At 43.8% G+C, this 15,968-nt stretch carries 8 protein-coding genes; 1 reads left to right on the top strand and 7 read right to left on the bottom strand.

The genetic code is table 11. From position 1 onward, the window contains the following. Nucleotides 1-5 precede the first annotated feature (5 nt). Nucleotides 6-5,027: a PAS domain S-box protein gene (locus tag QUA57_RS14230; RefSeq protein ID WP_333061647.1), complete on the top strand. Its 5,022-nt coding sequence runs from the start codon at nt 6-8 to the stop codon at nt 5,025-5,027. Between the two features lie 361 nt (nt 5,028-5,388). Here QUA57_RS14230 and QUA57_RS14235 read toward each other — a convergent pair whose 3' ends face one another. From QUA57_RS14235 to QUA57_RS14265, 7 genes are all read right to left on the bottom strand, one after another. Beyond that, nucleotides 5,389-7,140: a diguanylate cyclase domain-containing protein gene (locus QUA57_RS14235; RefSeq protein WP_333251161.1), complete on the bottom strand. Its 1,752-nt coding sequence runs from the start codon at nt 7,138-7,140 to the stop codon at nt 5,389-5,391. A gap of 38 nt (nt 7,141-7,178) precedes the next feature. After that, nucleotides 7,179-7,631: a response regulator gene (locus QUA57_RS14240; RefSeq protein WP_333061643.1), complete on the bottom strand. Its 453-nt coding sequence runs from the start codon at nt 7,629-7,631 to the stop codon at nt 7,179-7,181. Beyond that, on the bottom strand, nt 7,628-7,798 hold the full coding sequence (locus QUA57_RS14245) for a hypothetical protein (protein WP_333061642.1): 171 nt from the start codon (nt 7,796-7,798) through the stop codon (nt 7,628-7,630). Before QUA57_RS14245 ends, QUA57_RS14240 begins: the two co-directional genes overlap by 4 nt. A gap of 465 nt (nt 7,799-8,263) precedes the next feature. Then, nucleotides 8,264-10,171 carry a PAS domain S-box protein gene (locus tag QUA57_RS14250; protein ID WP_333061641.1) on the bottom strand — a complete coding sequence of 636 codons (1,908 nt, stop codon included), beginning with the start codon at nt 10,169-10,171 and terminating at the stop codon, nt 8,264-8,266. Beyond that, nucleotides 10,172-12,112, bottom strand: coding sequence for a response regulator (locus QUA57_RS14255; protein ID WP_333061639.1), 1,941 nt, complete (start codon nt 12,110-12,112; stop codon nt 10,172-10,174). It lies immediately after the preceding gene. Between the two features lie 289 nt (nt 12,113-12,401). Further along, nucleotides 12,402-15,557: a PAS domain S-box protein gene (locus QUA57_RS14260; RefSeq protein ID WP_333061637.1), complete on the bottom strand. Its 3,156-nt coding sequence runs from the start codon at nt 15,555-15,557 to the stop codon at nt 12,402-12,404. After that, a complete protein-coding gene (locus tag QUA57_RS14265) occupies nt 15,554-15,952 on the bottom strand; it encodes a response regulator (protein WP_333041397.1) in 399 nt (132 codons plus the stop codon). Before QUA57_RS14265 ends, QUA57_RS14260 begins: the two co-directional genes overlap by 4 nt. Between the last annotated feature and the right edge of the window lie 16 nt (nt 15,953-15,968).

Raw genomic sequence — 15,968 nt, forward strand, 5'->3', positions numbered from 1 at the left:
ATGGTATGACATCTGTTTTTGAGTCAACTTTAACGCCTGCTTGTTTGAAAATTCTTTTAGTAGAAGACTGTGCAGAAGATGCAGAACTCATTCAAGAACTGCTGTGTGAACCCCAACTAGGAAAGTCAATTGATCTGACCAATGTAGTTCGCCTCCGGGAAGCTATAGAAATTTTAAGCGACAAAATTTTTGATGTAATTTTATTAGATCTTTCACTTCCTGACAGCCTAAAATTTAATACTTTTTTCCGACTTCAAGATTGCTGTATAAATACTCCGATCGTCATTCTGACAGCGGCCGATGACGAAGAACTAGCTGTCGAGTTAATTGCCGCCGGCGCCCAAGATTATCTGGTGAAAAGACAGGTAGACAGCCGACTGCTGGTACGGACGCTCAGGTGCGCGATCGCCCGCCAGAAACGGCAAGCAGAATGGCAAAAAAGTCAAGAAAAATACCAGCAGGTTGTTGGCAATATCAAAGAAGTCGTTTTTGAAACCAATACTGCTGGCAATTGGACTTTTCTCAATCCGGCTTGGACGGAAATTACCGGATTTACCGTTGATGAAAGCTTAGGAACTTCCTGTTTGAGTTACATTCATTCTGAGGATCACCACCAATATTTAAATTCCTTTAAAGGTCGGAGATCAAATCAACAAATATCCTGTTGTTACCAAAGTCGATATGTTACCAAAAATGGGGAAATTCGGTGGGTGGAAGTGCAAGAATTTTTTATTTTTGGCGGGAACGGCGAGGCGCAGGGGACGACAGGAACTATTAATGATATTACAGATAAGATTTTAGCACTTTCCGAACTAGAAGCTAGTAAAAAGTTTTTGAATTATACAATCGATGCAGTTGCAGACCCACTTTTTGTCAAGGATGAACAGCACCGCTGGATACTGTTAAATGATGCTTTTTGCAAGCTGATGGGGAAGCAGCGCGAGGAACTGTTGGGCAAATCGGATTATGACTTTTTCCCAAAACAAGAAGCTGAAATTGGTTGGCATACTGACCAACAAGTGTTTAGGACGGGGAAAGAAAACGAGAGTGAGGAAATATTTACTGACGCCAACGGTGCAAAGCACATTCTGTCTACTAAAAAAACTGTCTTTGAAAATACCGATGGCAGTAAAATTCTCGTGGGAATAATTAGAGATATCACTCAGGATAGGCGCAAACAATTAGCGCAGCAAGAAAGCGAAGCTAGACTGCGGCAACTTGCTGCCAACTTGCCGGGAATAATTTATCAATTTCGTCTCTCAACCGACGGTCAAAAAAGTTTTCCTTATATTTCTTCTGGCAGCCGCTATTTATTTGAATTGGAACCAGAAAATATTCAGCAGAATCCTCAACTACTTTTTAATTTAATTCATCCAGATGATCGTCAAAAATTTGAAGAATCTATTGCTGTCTCTGCGGCAAATATGCAGCCCTGGCAGCAGGAATGGCGCGCGATTGTACCGTCGGGCAAACTTAAGTGGATGCAAGGGGTTTCCAGACCGGAACGAGTTAATTGTCCGACTGAAATAGCGCAGGAAGGGGATATAGTTTGGGAAGGCATGGTGCTGGATATTACTGATTTAAAACAGGCTGAGGCAGCTTTGCGGGAGAGTGAAGCCAGATTTCGATCGCTCGTTGAGAATATCCCAGGCGCTATCTGCCGCAGCTTGTATGATGCTGAGTGGAGGATGGTATTTATTAGTGATGAAATTGAGGTCATTAGTGGGTATCCTGCTGGGGATTTTATTGGCAACAACGGCTTGAGTTTTGCCAGCATTGTCCACGAGGCAGACAAGGAAATGGTCGATCGACAAATCAGCGCAGCAGTAGAGTCGAAACAGCCGTACAATCTAGAATACCGGATTGTTCGCGATGACGGGGCGGTGCGGTGGATGTCGGAAAGAGGTAGACCAACTTACAATCTAGAAGGGCTTGTTTTGTGGCTCGACAGAGCGATTTTTGATATTACCGAGCGCAAACAAGCCGAAATGACTCTGTGCCTGGTAACTCAAGCTGTAGACAGTGCTAGTGATGCGATCGCGATCGCAGATTTGGATGGTTATTCCGTTTATCACAATCAAGCATTTATTCAGCGCTACGGCTATACAGTTGAGGAACTAAATAATGCTGGCGGCCCAGCAGTAATGTATCCCCGATCTCAAGACTTGAGAAAGTTATTTAGGGTGCTGCGGAAAGGTTTTTCCTGGGAAAGTGAAATTGAAATTAAGAGTAAAAATGGCGCTATCATAGAAACTTTCTTGCGAGCTAACTGCATTAAAGATAGCGCTATGCAACCGATAGGAATGATAGCTATCATTGCCGATCTCACAGAAATAAAACGCACCGAATCGGCATTAAAACTCAGTCAAGAGCGATTGCAGTTGGCAGTTTCAGGCAGCTCTTTGGGTCTGTGGGATTGGAATATAGCTACTGGCGAAACTTATTTCGATTTTTATTGGAAATCAATGCTAGGCTATGCAGAAACCGAAATTGAAAATAACCTCAAAGGTTGGGAAAGTTTGGTGCATCCAGAAGACCGAGTAAAGGTAATGGAATGTTTAAATTCTTATTTGGAAGGTGAGACTGATATCTATGAATTTGAATTTCGGATGCTCAACAAAGGGGGGAATTGGCAGTGGATTCTGGCGATGGGCAAGGTAGTCGAGTACGACGAATGGGGTGCGCCGTTGCGGATAACAGGCACTCACAAAGATATCAGTGCCCGCGTTGCAGCAGAAGCAGAAAAAACTCAGTTGATCGCATCTTTGCAACAACTTGCCGAACAGTTGCAAGCAGCGCAAAAAATAGCCCGCATCGGCAATTGGGAATTCGATAGGGAGGCAGGAGTTATTACTTGGTCGGAGGAACTGTTTCGAGTTTACGGTCGAGAATTGAATCTGCCACCGACAATGGAAGAACTTTTCGAGCAAATTCATTCCGATGACAAAGAAAGGTTTGCAGAAGTTGTAGAAAAAGCAGTGACTGAAGGGACAGCTTACGATATCGACCACCGCATCTATTTTCCATCAGGAGAAATCAGGCACGTCAACTGTAAAGGACAAGCTATTAAAAATGAGTTGGGTCAGGTGGTGCGGCTGTTTGGCACGGCAATGGACATTAGCCATCGCAAAAAAGCAGAAATTGCTTTACAAGAAAGCGAACAGCGATTTCGCGCTGTATTTGAACAAGCGGCAATTGGCATTGTTAAAGTGTGGCCAGACGGTCAATTTTTGAATGCAAATCAAGGGTTTTGCAATATAGTCGGATACTCGGAATTGGAGCTAAAATCACGAAATGTTGGGGATATTTCTCACCCCAAAGATCTAGCAGCCGATGTCGAGTCGCGCGACAGACTGTTAGCTGGGGAAATTTTTAATTATTCTCTTGAAAAACGCTTTATTCGCAAAGACAGTTCATTTGTTTGGACTAATATGACTGTATCTTTAGTGCGGGATGGGTTTGGGGAACCTAGCTATGTAATTGGTGTGATTGAAGATATTAGCACTCGCAAACTTGCTGAGGCTATATTGCGCCAGCAATTAAAGCGAGAACGCCTGGTGGTAGGAATGCTGGAACGCATTCGCTCTTCTCTCAATTTAGAAGAAATTTTGACAAAAACTGTTGCTGAAGTACGGCAATTTTTACAAACAGACCGGACAGTAATTTATCAGTTTAATCCCGATTGGAGCGGTTTTGTAAATGTCGAGTCAGTGGGCAAAAATTGGCTGGCTATTCAGGGAATAACTATTGACGATTCCTGCTTTGAAGACCGCTATGCTTCTGCTTACGAACACGGTCGTACTGTAGCTGTGGATGATATTTACCAAGCTGATCTTTCCGAGTGCTACATTAATTTATTAAGTCAATTTCAGGTGCGAGCTAATTTGGTAGTGCCAGTTTTGCAAGGCGAGAAGTTGTGGGGGCTATTGATTGCTCACGAGTGCGCGGGCCCCCGTCACTGGCAGGAAATTGAGGTCGAGTGTCTCAAACAAATTAGCGTGCAGTTGGCGATCGCGATCCAGCAATCAATGCTGTTTGAGCAAGCACAAAGTGAAATTGCCGATCGCAAACAAGCCGAGTCAGCTTTGCAGGAATCGGAAGTGCGAGAACGTTCAAAAGCGCTAGAGTTAGAAGTAGCTATTAACAAACTCCGAACGACTCAAGCTCAGCTCGTTCAAAATGAAAAAATGGTGAGCTTGGGTCAGTTAGTTGCTGGTGTTGCTCACGAAATTAATAACCCTGTTAGCTTTATTCACGGCAATCTCAATCCGGCTCGCAATTACACTTTAGATTTGCTGGAATTGATTAAAGTTTACCAGCATTACTGTCCTCATCCGCCAGCCCAAGTCTTGGAGAAAATTGATCAAATAGACTTGGATTATATCGCTGAGGATTTCCCGAAATTGTTTAATTCGATGCAAGTAGGAACCGAGCGAATTGTCGAGATTGTGAAATCGTTGCGTAATTTTTCACGATTGGACGAGTCCGCAGGGAAGTCGGTTAACATTCATGAGGGCATTGATAGCACGTTGATGATTTTGCAAAATCGGTTAAAATCTCACAGCAGTTATGGAGAAATTCAGATAGTTAAAGATTACCAACTATTGCCACAAATTGAATGTTTTCCGGGCGAGTTGAATCAGGTATTTATGAATATTTTAATTAATGCGATCGATGCTTTGGAAGAACGGGACAAGCAGCGTTCGATCGAGGAGTGCGATCGACATCCCAGCACGATCGCTATTCGCAGTTATCAGGCGGCTGCCGACTTCGTAGCGGTATCTATTGCGGATAACGGGCGAGGGATACCGGAGTCGGTGCGATCGAGGCTGTTTGACCCGTTTTTTACGACTAAACCTGTGGGCAAGGGTACGGGTTTGGGATTGTCGATTTCTCACTCAATTATCGTCGATCGCCACGGCGGCAGATTGAGCTGTATTTCGACACCGGGAGAGGGAGCGGAGTTTTTGATTGAAATTCCAGTCCGACCGAATTTAACAACTACAAATTCAAATTTGGGGCAATAAATTAGCAATTGGCAATTGAAATTTGGAAGCGAAAATGGGTAATATCTCACATCTGGCACCCTTCTCAAAAACAGGCAATATGCCTGTTAGACACCGAGTAAATTTTCTTGTGTAACAGGCATATTGCCTGTTCCTAAACAAGTAATTGAGAAGACTGCAACATCTCAGTAATATCAAATACCGTAATATCTGAATTATATCCTGCAAGTGAGCATTCTCCTTACTCCATGTCACTCGATTGCATCCCACGGGCAGTGCACTCAGAAAATAATTATTCTGATACAAAGGTAAACAATATGAGTTAGGAGTTGTGAATTAAAAATTAAACACGATATTACAAATTACAAATTACCTTCAACTTTTACATAAAAATCGGGGAAGATTCCGAGTTACTGCTGGCGTGACAAATGCGATTTTTGCCTTCGGTTTTGGCTTGAAAAAGGGCGCTGTCAGCGCTGCGAATTAGGGTGTTGGGAGATTCCTGGGCAGAAGGAATCGCTGTCGCAATGCCGCAACTGAGGGTAACGTAGGGGCCGATCGACGATCGCGCGTGGGGCAGTTTCAAGCTGGCGATGCCGTCGCAAATTTTCCGGGCGACAGCGTTTGCCCCTTCGGCGCTAGTGTTGGGCAGCACTAGGGCAAATTCTTCGCCACCGTAGCGGGCAGTCAAATCCCCAGCCCGCTTGGTGGCGCTGGCGATCGCCCCGGCAACTTGGCGCAAACAATCGTCCCCGCCGAGGTGCCCATAAAACTCGTTGTAAAGTTTAAAAAAGTCGATGTCCAACATAATTAAAGACAGCGACAGTTTCTCTCTTGCCAATCTGCGCCACTCTAAGTTCAAAACCCGATCGAACTGGCGGCGATTGGCAATGCCAGTCAGTCCGTCAGTAGTTGCCAGTTGCTGCAATTTTTGATTGGCTATTGCTAGCTTGCGGTAAAGTTGAGATTGTTCGATCGCGATCGCCACTTGATTTGCCAAGTGCTGTAAAAAATCTATTTCCCACTGCTGCCATTCCCTGACACCGCAGCAATTGTATGCTGTCAACATTCCCCACAAATTATTGCCATTTTCTGCGATCGAATCCGGCAAATTTTTACTGTGCGCCTGCGGTTTTCCACTCGCGTGGTGCCAGATATAATTTTCCGCTGCATCTTGATTGTTCTCGACTTCCCAAACAGTGGCTTCTGGTGTTTCTTTTGCCGTTTCCCAGTCGCCTGATTGCCAAATTGGTACGCTTATAACTGCTGCAATTTCACAATCTGTCAACAATTCTTTGCAACTGCCAGCCAAGGGGGCAGTGCTGACATCTGCTATTGCTTGTACCGACTGGGATTCGACTAAAATAAAGCATGACACCGCCAAAGCAGCACTAATATTTTGGTTTTGAATATAACCTTCTGGCAAACCGTCACCTGCGACGATCGCACCTTTTTGCTCTTCCCCGTCCAATTGAGACACCCAATCCTGACAGCGATAAATTAAAACGCGGTCTGTTTGGAGAAATTGGCGCACTTCTGCAACGGTACTTTGGAGAATGCTTGCCGGATCTATTGACGATCGAATATGTTCGATCATTTTGCCCAACAGCCGCTGTCGCAGAGCCTGCTGCCGCAATTGTTCTTCGATTTGCTGGCGTTCAATCGCGTAATGGATTGCCCGCACCAGCAGAGTTCTGTGAAATCTTCCCTTTACCAAACAATCTTGAGCGCCCCAGCGCAATACCGACCGGGCAATATTTTCATCGCTGATATCTGTCAGCACCACAATTGGCAATGTGGGCCATCGCCCTTTCAAAACTGCGATCGCCTCGCTTCCCCTCAAGCTGTCTGACACTGACAAATCTAATAGTACGGCGTCAAACTTTTCTACTTCCAGACACCCGACTCCTCTCTCCAGAGAGGTAACAGTTTGGAGGAGAAATAGAGACTCGCTGAATGACCCTAGAAGGTCTTCGATCATTGTCGGAGCTCCGAGGTCATCCTCAACCAACAAAATTTTCAGACATTGGTGACGTGTTAACACAACTATAGCGTTCGGAGCGCGTCGAAGGCAACTTTTTTGTTTTGAGAGCGATACTTGCGATAAGCCAATATTTCGGCTTATTAAATTCACTATACACTCAAACTAGGCATTTAGCGCTCCATTAATGCTTACATATCCGGCGGGAGTGAAACGATTTCAAACCAATACTCACATAAAGTCTTCATTACTTCAAGCAAGCCTTCAAAAGTGACTGGTTTGGATATGAAAGAATTGGCTCCCAAGCGGTAGCAAAGCAAAATATCTCCTCTGCGGTGGGAAGTTGTGAGCATTACAACTGGAATTTGTTGCAAATGGGGGTCAGATCTGATCGAAGTTAGTGTTTCTCGCCCGTCCAGCCTCGGCATATTCAGATCCAAAAGTATCAAGTCTGGCTGATGCCAATTGCTGCTACCAAGATATTGACCGCGACGGTACAAGTAGTCTAGCACTTGTTCTCCATTTTCCACAAATTCGCTCGTAATTGCTAATCGAACTTCTCTCAGTGCTTCCTTCACCAAAAAGCGCGTGTCCTCGTCATCGTTTGCTATTAAAAGAGTAAATTTTTTCTTGTGATAATTCACGGCTTTGCCTCACTACCAAATTCTTTTGTGAGGTTGCGGGACTTTGAGCCGTGTCTGACTACCTGCAAAGAATCTCTTGCCATCATCCGGTAAATCTGGCTGATAACACTGAAATTGTGTAGCTGTAATTTACCGTTTTTCTCCATTTGCAAAGGTTTGCGAATCATGCTTGTTTCACTTGGCAGTCTGTCCGAGAACCGGCCAACTGCAAACACATCACAAATCCTTCTCCGCGAACTACTAGGGAAAGTATTGCATCCCAAAGCAAGATGCTCTAGATACAGTTGAAAAAAATTAACAAGTCTTGCGCGCACCGCTGATTTATAAGTTGTATAAGGATAGAGCTACTAGATTTATATTGATAGATTTATCGCTCGATGTCATCAGTGAATATGCTACACTTTATAAGCATTTTTGTAAAGAAAAGATAAAGCTATTTAAAGCTTAAGTAAAGGACGGGTGACAATCAAGCAATTTGGTGACAAGCGCCCGGATTCATCCGTGGAGCAAGAAAAAAGCTCCCAATCCTGATCACAAGCCCCTGGATTTATCAGTAAGGTCGCTTTCTTCAATTCTAAAATCTAAATTCTAAAATCTAAAATTGATTGACTGCTTCAGGCGGACTGCTGACTTCACTTTGGTATAGGAATAGAAAAATAAAAAGTCGAGCCTCGATTGGGTTCTGATTCTACCCACAGGCTGCCACCGTGCCGATCGACAATTCTTTGACAAATCGCTAAACCGATACCAGTTCCCGAATACTGTTTTTGGGTGTGCAAGCGCTGAAAAATCTGAAAAATTCGCGGATGGTACTGTGAGGCAATCCCAATACCATTATCCTGCACTGAAAACACCCAGCTATCCCCCTGATGCGAAGCGTCCACCTGCACCACCGGCGCCTCACTGCTGCGGTACTTAATGGCGTTACCAATTAAATTTTGAAACAGTTGCAGCAGTTGAAAAGAGTCACCTTTTATCCTTGGCAAATTCCCCCTAGTCACTGAAGCTTGATTCTCGCGGATGGCCAAATGCAAATTAGCACAAGCATCCTCAAAAACCCGATTGCAATCTATCATCTCAAAAGGTTTCTGACTGCGACCGACCCGCGAATACTCCAGCAAGTCATCAATCAGCGCCTGCATCCGCTCGCAAGAATGAACAATATTGCGGATAAATTTATTCCCTTGGGCATCAAGTTGGTTGGGAAAGCGTTTTTCTAATAGTTGAGCGTAGCCAGCAATCGTGCTCAAAGGCGCTTGCAAATCGTGAGAAGCCACGTAAGCAAACTGTTCTAGTTCGGCATTAGAACGAGTTAATTCTTGAGCGTAGCGGGTTTGAGTGTCTAAACTCTCTTGCAGTAATTCTTGTACCAGCTTGCGTTCGGAAATATCCTCGATCGCACAAATCAAATACTGCAGCGTCCCCTTGACATCGCGCATTGCCGAAACAGTAACATTTGCCCAGCGCACTGCCTCATCTTTGCATAGCAAACGCTTTTCCACAGAAAAAGTTTGAATCTGCCCGGATAACAGCGAGCGCAGGTATTCTCTGTCCGCTTCTCTGTCATCTGGGTGAGTAATTGCCTCCCAATTTTGCTGTAACAATTCGGATTGTCCATAACGGACAATTTGACAAAAGCCGGGATTTACCCGCATAAATTTACCACAAAGCGCGGTTTTAGCTATGCCGACCGCAGCTTGCTCGAATATCGCGCGGAAGCGTTCTTCGCTGTCTCGTAGGGCAATTTCTGCTCGTTTGCGCTCGGTAATGTTACGAAATGTTACTGCCAGACCATCATTTAATTTGACCGCCACAATGTGCAGCCAAACAATTGTATCTCCCTCCTGTTCGTAATAAAATTCTTGGTCTACAGTTTCTCCTGTTTCTACTACAGAAACATACAAATCAAATAACCTTTTATTGCTAACCTGGGAAACTTTGGCTAACAAATTCTTGCCAACTATCTCATGTAATAGCAGACCATAAAATTTTTCAGCGGCAGGGTTGATTAAGAGCCACTGGAAATCTACAATATTTTCCTCACTGTTGCGGACAGCAGAATAAGCCACCACACAGTCTAAGGAACTATTTAATATGCTAGCAAGCAGCGACTGAGACTGTTGCAGTTGAGAATTTTGTTCTTTTAATTGCTGTTGCAGTTTTTGCAATCGGACTTGCTTGTCGATGCGCGCTAAAACTTCTTCTACTTGAAATGGTTTAGTAATATAATCGGCGCCTCCTACTCGAAATGCTTGTAGTTTATCGTTCATTTCATCTAATACGCTTAAAAAAATTACCGGAATTTGTTCAGTTTCTGGTGTCGCTTTCAGTCTCCGACAAACTTCATAACCGTTCATTTCCGGCATTCTAATGTCGAGCAAAATTAAATCTGGGCAATGGGTGATCGCAACATTCAACGCCAGTTGACCGCAAATAGCTCGATAAACTTGATACCCCTGGGAGGTTAGCAGTTTGGATAAGAACCGCAGATTGCTTGGTTGGTCATCAACCACCAATACTTTAATTTCGCTATTATCCATTTATTTTAAACTCGATTGAGTTAAATCCATTATCTTGTCGAGTCGGTAATCGGCAAGCAAATCTTTTAAAGCCTCAGCTAAAGTTGGATGACTTTCCCAGATGCGATCGACAAGTTGAATCGCCAGCTCTTCATTAACATCATTAGCTGCCTCATAGAGTTCCTTCACCCAGCTTTGAGGCATCTGATCCAGCAGCCCTCCGAAAAATGAATCGGGTTTTTCGTTCACAGAATAACGGCGTAAAGCCCCGATAGGGAGTCGGGGCAACTCTTGATAAAGATAGCGCACTCCCAAGTAGCAAGCCATCTTATCAAAAAGGATTTGTTCTTGAAAAGGTTTCCGCACAAAATCGTCGCAACCTGCGGCGATAATTTCGCCTTTTTTTTCCTCAAAAGTGCTAGCAGTCAGAGCAATAATTATAGTTCGCCACTGAGTTTGTTTCTCTTTCGCTCTAATTTTTCGGACAGCTTCAAAACCGTCCATTACTGGCATTCGCGTATCCAGCCAAATTAAATGAGGCTGCCAAGTTTCCCAAAGTTCAACCGCTTGGTAGCCATTTTCCGCTTCTCGGACTTCAAAACCAATTGGTTGCAACATTTTAACCAGCAGCAGCCGATTTTCTTGATTGTCGTCAACTGCTAAAATCCGATAAACCGGTTGATCTGCTTCTAGTCCGATCACCCGCTGCAATGTCGCCATTGTTATTTCAGACGAAATAGCGGCAAATACTCGGATATTAAATTTAAAACTGGTTCCCTCACCTAAAACACTTTTCACCCAAATATCCCCACCCATTATCTGCACATATTTTTTAGTAATTGTCAAACCCAATCCCGTACCATCAGCAGCTTTTCTCCCGACTTGTGTTTGCACGAAAGCATCAAATAAAGTATCAATTTCTGCTGTTGCTATGCCAACACCCGTATCTTCAACTTCAAACAAAATTAACAATGGCTCGACTGAGGTAGAGTTAGGATGAATTTCCGATTCTGCAGGCTGTGACTGGTTGCTTTCCACGCTCACGCGCAGCCAAATACGGCCCCCGTCGCGAGTGAATTTCATGGCATTTACCAGCAGGTTAATTAAGCAAACCCGCAGCTTTTTTTCGTCAGTTTTTATATATTGGGGAACATTTGCCTGGACGGAAAATCTCAGTTGCAGTTTTTTTGTTTCAGCTTTGATTTGAAACATTTCTTCGAGAGTGTCGAGGAGTTGATAAAGGTCAAAGCTGCGTTGATCTAAGCCAATTATCCCTGCTTCTATTTTCGACAAGTCTAAAACATCGTTAATTAGTTCCAGCAAATGTTGACCGCTGCGATTAATAATTCGGAGATTTTCGAGATTTTCGTGGCTGAGCAAAGAGTCGCGGCTCATGACTTGGGTAAAACCCAGGATGGCGTTCAGGGGAGTCCGCAATTCGTGGCTCATGTTGGCAACGAATTGACTTTTTGCTAGCGAAGCAGCGGCCGCTGCTTCTTCGGCTTTTTTGCGTTCTATTATTTCTTCTTGCAGTTCTTTATTGCGATCGAGCAATTGTTTTTTCAGTCTCTGGATAGTCAGTTGGTGTTCGATTCGCGCTAAAACTTCTGCTACATGAAACGGTTTTGTGACATAATCAACCCCTCCCACTTGAAAGGCGGTTAGTTTGTCCAATACTTCATCTAAAGCGCTGATAAAAATAACGGGAATGTCGGATGTCTTCGGATCTTCCTTGAGCTGTGTGCAGACTTCGTAGCCGTCCATTTCGGGCATTTTGATGTCGAGCAAAATCAAATCGGGAGAACCAGAGCGCGCGGCCCTGATTGCCATTTTGCCGTTAATTACGCCGCGGACTTTGTAGCCCCGATCGGACAGCGTTGCTGATAAAACTTGCAAATTTTCTGGAGTATCGTCAACAATTAATATGTTGCCTTTATTTTCTTCTATTTGATTGTTGGTCATCGAGCGCTATTTTTTGTTAATTTAAGAAGTGGTGAAATTATGAAAACTGCTTAAATAATCATTATAGCACTCCCTCCTCAATCAACTCCTTTTATATTTACAGAACTTATCCTAGTTAAGATTTGAGATTTGACCTTAAAGAATGGGGAATGACTGATGATTACCAGGGTGTGGAGCTGGGCTACAAGTAAACTAGTCTATCGGCTGCAGGCGAGTTTACAAATAGGCGATCGACCTACATCATCAATAATCCTGAACCTGCCCCTATTATCCCTTGTTATTTCATCCTTCAACAATTTCTAAACTCGTCAATCAAATCGAGAATCCGATCGCACCGGAAGTTATTCGCCAAATCGGCGATCGCGCTGCGGAAACTCGCATTAATAGGAGGAATCGACAACAGCCGAAAAATCTCCTCGTTATCAACCGCATCCGCCGCAGAATACAATTCATCAATCCATTCAGCAGGCATAGCTTCCAAAAATGAAGTATTGAGCGTAAAAGCCAAATCAGCCGTTTCAGTTGCCGTGGAAACCTCGGCGGACACCGCAGCATCAGAAGTTAGCGAAGCTTCTCGATCGTAAACATAGCGGACTCCCAGATACTTAGCCATTTTTTCCAGAATCACTTGCTCCCGAAAAGGCTTCGCTACAAAATCATCGCAACCAGCAGACAAAATCAGTGATCGCTCCTCATCAAAAGCACTTGCAGTCAGAGCAATAATCACCGTTGCTTGACCTTTCAAATGCGCTTTAATCTGTTTAGTAGCTTCGTAACCGTCCATCACCGGCATCCGCATATCCATCCAAATCAAATGAGGTTCCCAACTCGACCACATTTCCACAGCTTGAACGCCATTTTCAGCTTCCTGCACCGCAAAGCCGAGCGATGTCAGCATTCTGACCAACAGCAAGCGGCTTTCCAGGCGATCGTCAACAGCTAAAATCCGGTATTCTGGCTGTCCGGGTTCCAGACCCACCACTCGGCGAGCTGTTTGAGCCACCTGAATTTCCACTGCATTAGGGAGCCAAACTTTAACATCAAACCTAAAAATGCTGCCGCGACCGAGGGTGCTTGTTACCGTCATCTTCCCTCCCATTAACTTAACGAACTGCTTGCTGATTGGCAAGCCCAAACCTGTTCCTTCTTGAGCTTTTTTCCCGCTTTCTGTTTGTGCGAAAGGTTTAAACAAATTATCCATTTCTTCCGCAGAAATTCCTGAACCAGTGTCTTCCACTTCAAATAGCAAATAGCAACTTTCATTTCGCCGAAATTCGGGGGAATTTTTGTTGCTTAGCAGCTCATGTTTTAGTCTCAAATTAACACCCCCTTCCGCAGTAAATTTAATAGCATTACCTACAACATTGATCAAGACTTGTCGCAACTTGCTTTCGTCAGTTTCTATATATTGAGGTAGATCTGGGGGGCAATCAAAAATTAACTGCAACCCTTTTTTCTCGGCTTGCAGCTTCAGCATATTTTCAGTATTAGTTAGCATTTTGTGCAAGTCGAAGGTGCTGTTATTAAGTGTCACCAGCCCGACTTCAATTTTTGACATTTGCAGAATATTGTTGATCAAAACGAGCAAATGTTCCCCGCTCTGGGTAATAATTCCTAAGTATTGCTGTTGGTCGGCATCGAGGTCTGGGTCGCGGGCTAGCAGTTGGCTAAAACCGAGAATTGCGTTGAGGGGAGTTCGCAATTCGTGGCTCATATTCGAGAGAAATTCGCTTTTTGCCCTGTTCGCTCTGTCGGCTTCTTCTTTAGCTTTTTGCAGGACTATTTCAGCTTGTTTGCGTTCGGTAATATCGCTAGCAGTGCCTGTGGTGCCGATGATGTTTCCTTCAGCGTCCATGCGCGCGATCGCCTTGGTATTTACATCAATCTTTCTGCCGTCTTTTCCTAATACTATATTTTCGTACTGAAACACAGTTTTTCCCGTCAGCAAGCGCTGCTGAAGTTCCCATTTCCAATCTATTTCTCCTGGGGCTAAGAAATCGCTAAAAGAACAGCCGAGCATTTCTTCAGGCTCGTAACCGTATATTTGTTTAACTGCTTGGTTGACAAAAGTAATGTGTCCTTGAGCATTGCAAGACCAGATAATATCTTGGGAAGTTTCAACTAAATGACGGTATTTTTCTTCGCTCTCTGCAAGGGCTATTTCTGCCAGCTTGCGTGGGGTAATGTCCATCAAAGTTGTGAAGAGTTTTGTCACTTGACCTTGTTGGTTGACAACTACTTCTCCTCTGGCTTCAATGTAGCGGATGAAGCCGGCTTCACTTATTTGTGACGGGCAATTATCTGCAGCAATTTTCGGTTCCGGGCGCAGAATTCGATATTCCAAACTGTAAGATTGCCCGCTAGCAATAGCAGTGTCGATCGTTGTTTGCCACTTTTGTCGATCGTCGGGATGCACGTATTGCGAAAACTCAGTTAGTGTTGGCGCAGGCTGGGTTGGATCGATCCCAAAAATCCGAGATAGTTCTTCCGACCAAGTAGTTGTGTTTGCCGATAAATCGCATTCCCAATTACCGACACGGGCGATTCTTTGCGCTGCTGCTAAAGAAGCCGCTACAGCTCGGAGTTTTTCTTCGGCTAATTTGCGATCGCTAATATCTTGAATCACAGAAATCACGCAGGTTTCGCCATGAATGTCAATGATTTCTGCTGACAGCAGCCCGGTTCGGATTTCCCCTGTTTTAGTGCGAAAATCCAATTCGTAGTTGAGAATAATTTGTTTTTCATCTAACATTTTAAACAACTCGGCGCGGGCTTGTATATTTTCCCAAAGATTCAAATCAAGCGCCGTGCGATCGATAATTTCTGCAGCCGAATAACCGATTGTCTGGCAAAAAGCCTCATTAATTTCTAAATAACGACCGTCATTAAATCTGGTAATAGTAATCGGATTGGGAGAAGAACGAAAAGCTTTAGCAAACTTTTCCTCAGACAATCGCAGTTGTGCAGTCCGCTCCTCGACTAAAGTTTCCAGTTCTTGATTTAGGTTTTGGAGTTGAGCATTTTGTTGCGCTAATTGCTTCTCCCTAAAATAGCTGTTAATCGCTTCTTTTACCGTCAACTTCAAATCTTCTGACTGCCAAGGCTTCGATATATATCGGTACAATTTAGCATATTTAATAGTATTCGCCACTGCTTCTAGGTCTGCTTGCCCCGTCAGCATAATTTTGATAGTTTTTGGCGAAATTATGTGAATCTGCTTGAGCAATTCGTCCCCTTTGATATTCGGCATCAGATAGTCGGAAATCACTGCTACGATTTCGCACCCCTCTGCCAGTAATTCCTCGATTAACTCTAAAGCATCTTCGCCACCTTCAGCGGTTTCTAATAAGTGTTCTTCGCCCAGGGTTTTTTTTAACTCAATTTTCAAACTTTCAAGAATTATTGGTTCGTCATCCACACAAATAATCACAGGTTTATTGTTCATATTTTTGTCAAACCAGATTTTATAGTTTCTACTAATTCTTTGCGTTCCCACGGCTTGTACAAACAACGGTGCAAGTTTGCTTGCTCTTTCACCCGTGCTATTGCTACTTCGTCTGCTTGCCCGGTCAGCATAACTTTCACAATTTTAGGATATTTGTGGTGAACCATAATCAAAAAATCATCTCCTTTAATCCCTGGCATTAACCAGTCAGATACTATGACTAAAATATCACTCTCATCTTCGTTTTGAATTTCCTCCATAATTTCCAGAGCTTCCTCTGCATTTTCTGCTACTTCATAGAGGTAAGCATCCCCAAATTCTTTTTTAAGTTGAATTTTTAAACTATTTAAGACCACAACTTCATCGTCAACGCACAAAATTACTGGTTTAGACATAAAACTTTACTGCTAT

The sequence above is a fragment of the Microcoleus sp. Pol7_B2 genome (genome assembly GCF_036701035.1).
Lineage (GTDB): Bacteria > Cyanobacteriota > Cyanobacteriia > Cyanobacteriales > Microcoleaceae > Microcoleus.

Excerpts from the sequence above, each read along its gene's own strand:
- QUA57_RS14230 (WP_333061647.1), top strand. The coding sequence starts at position 6 with ATGACATCTGTTTTTGAGTCAACTTTAACGCCTGCTTGTTTGAAAATT.
- QUA57_RS14245 (WP_333061642.1), bottom strand. The coding sequence starts at position 7,798 with ATGATTCGCAAACCTTTGCAAATGGAGAAAAACGGTAAATTACAGCTA.
- QUA57_RS14260 (WP_333061637.1), bottom strand. The coding sequence starts at position 15,557 with ATGAACAATAAACCTGTGATTATTTGTGTGGATGACGAACCAATAATT.
- QUA57_RS14250 (WP_333061641.1), bottom strand. The coding sequence starts at position 10,171 with ATGGATAATAGCGAAATTAAAGTATTGGTGGTTGATGACCAACCAAGC.
- QUA57_RS14255 (WP_333061639.1), bottom strand. The coding sequence starts at position 12,112 with ATGACCAACAATCAAATAGAAGAAAATAAAGGCAACATATTAATTGTT.
- QUA57_RS14265 (WP_333041397.1), bottom strand. The coding sequence starts at position 15,952 with ATGTCTAAACCAGTAATTTTGTGCGTTGACGATGAAGTTGTGGTCTTA.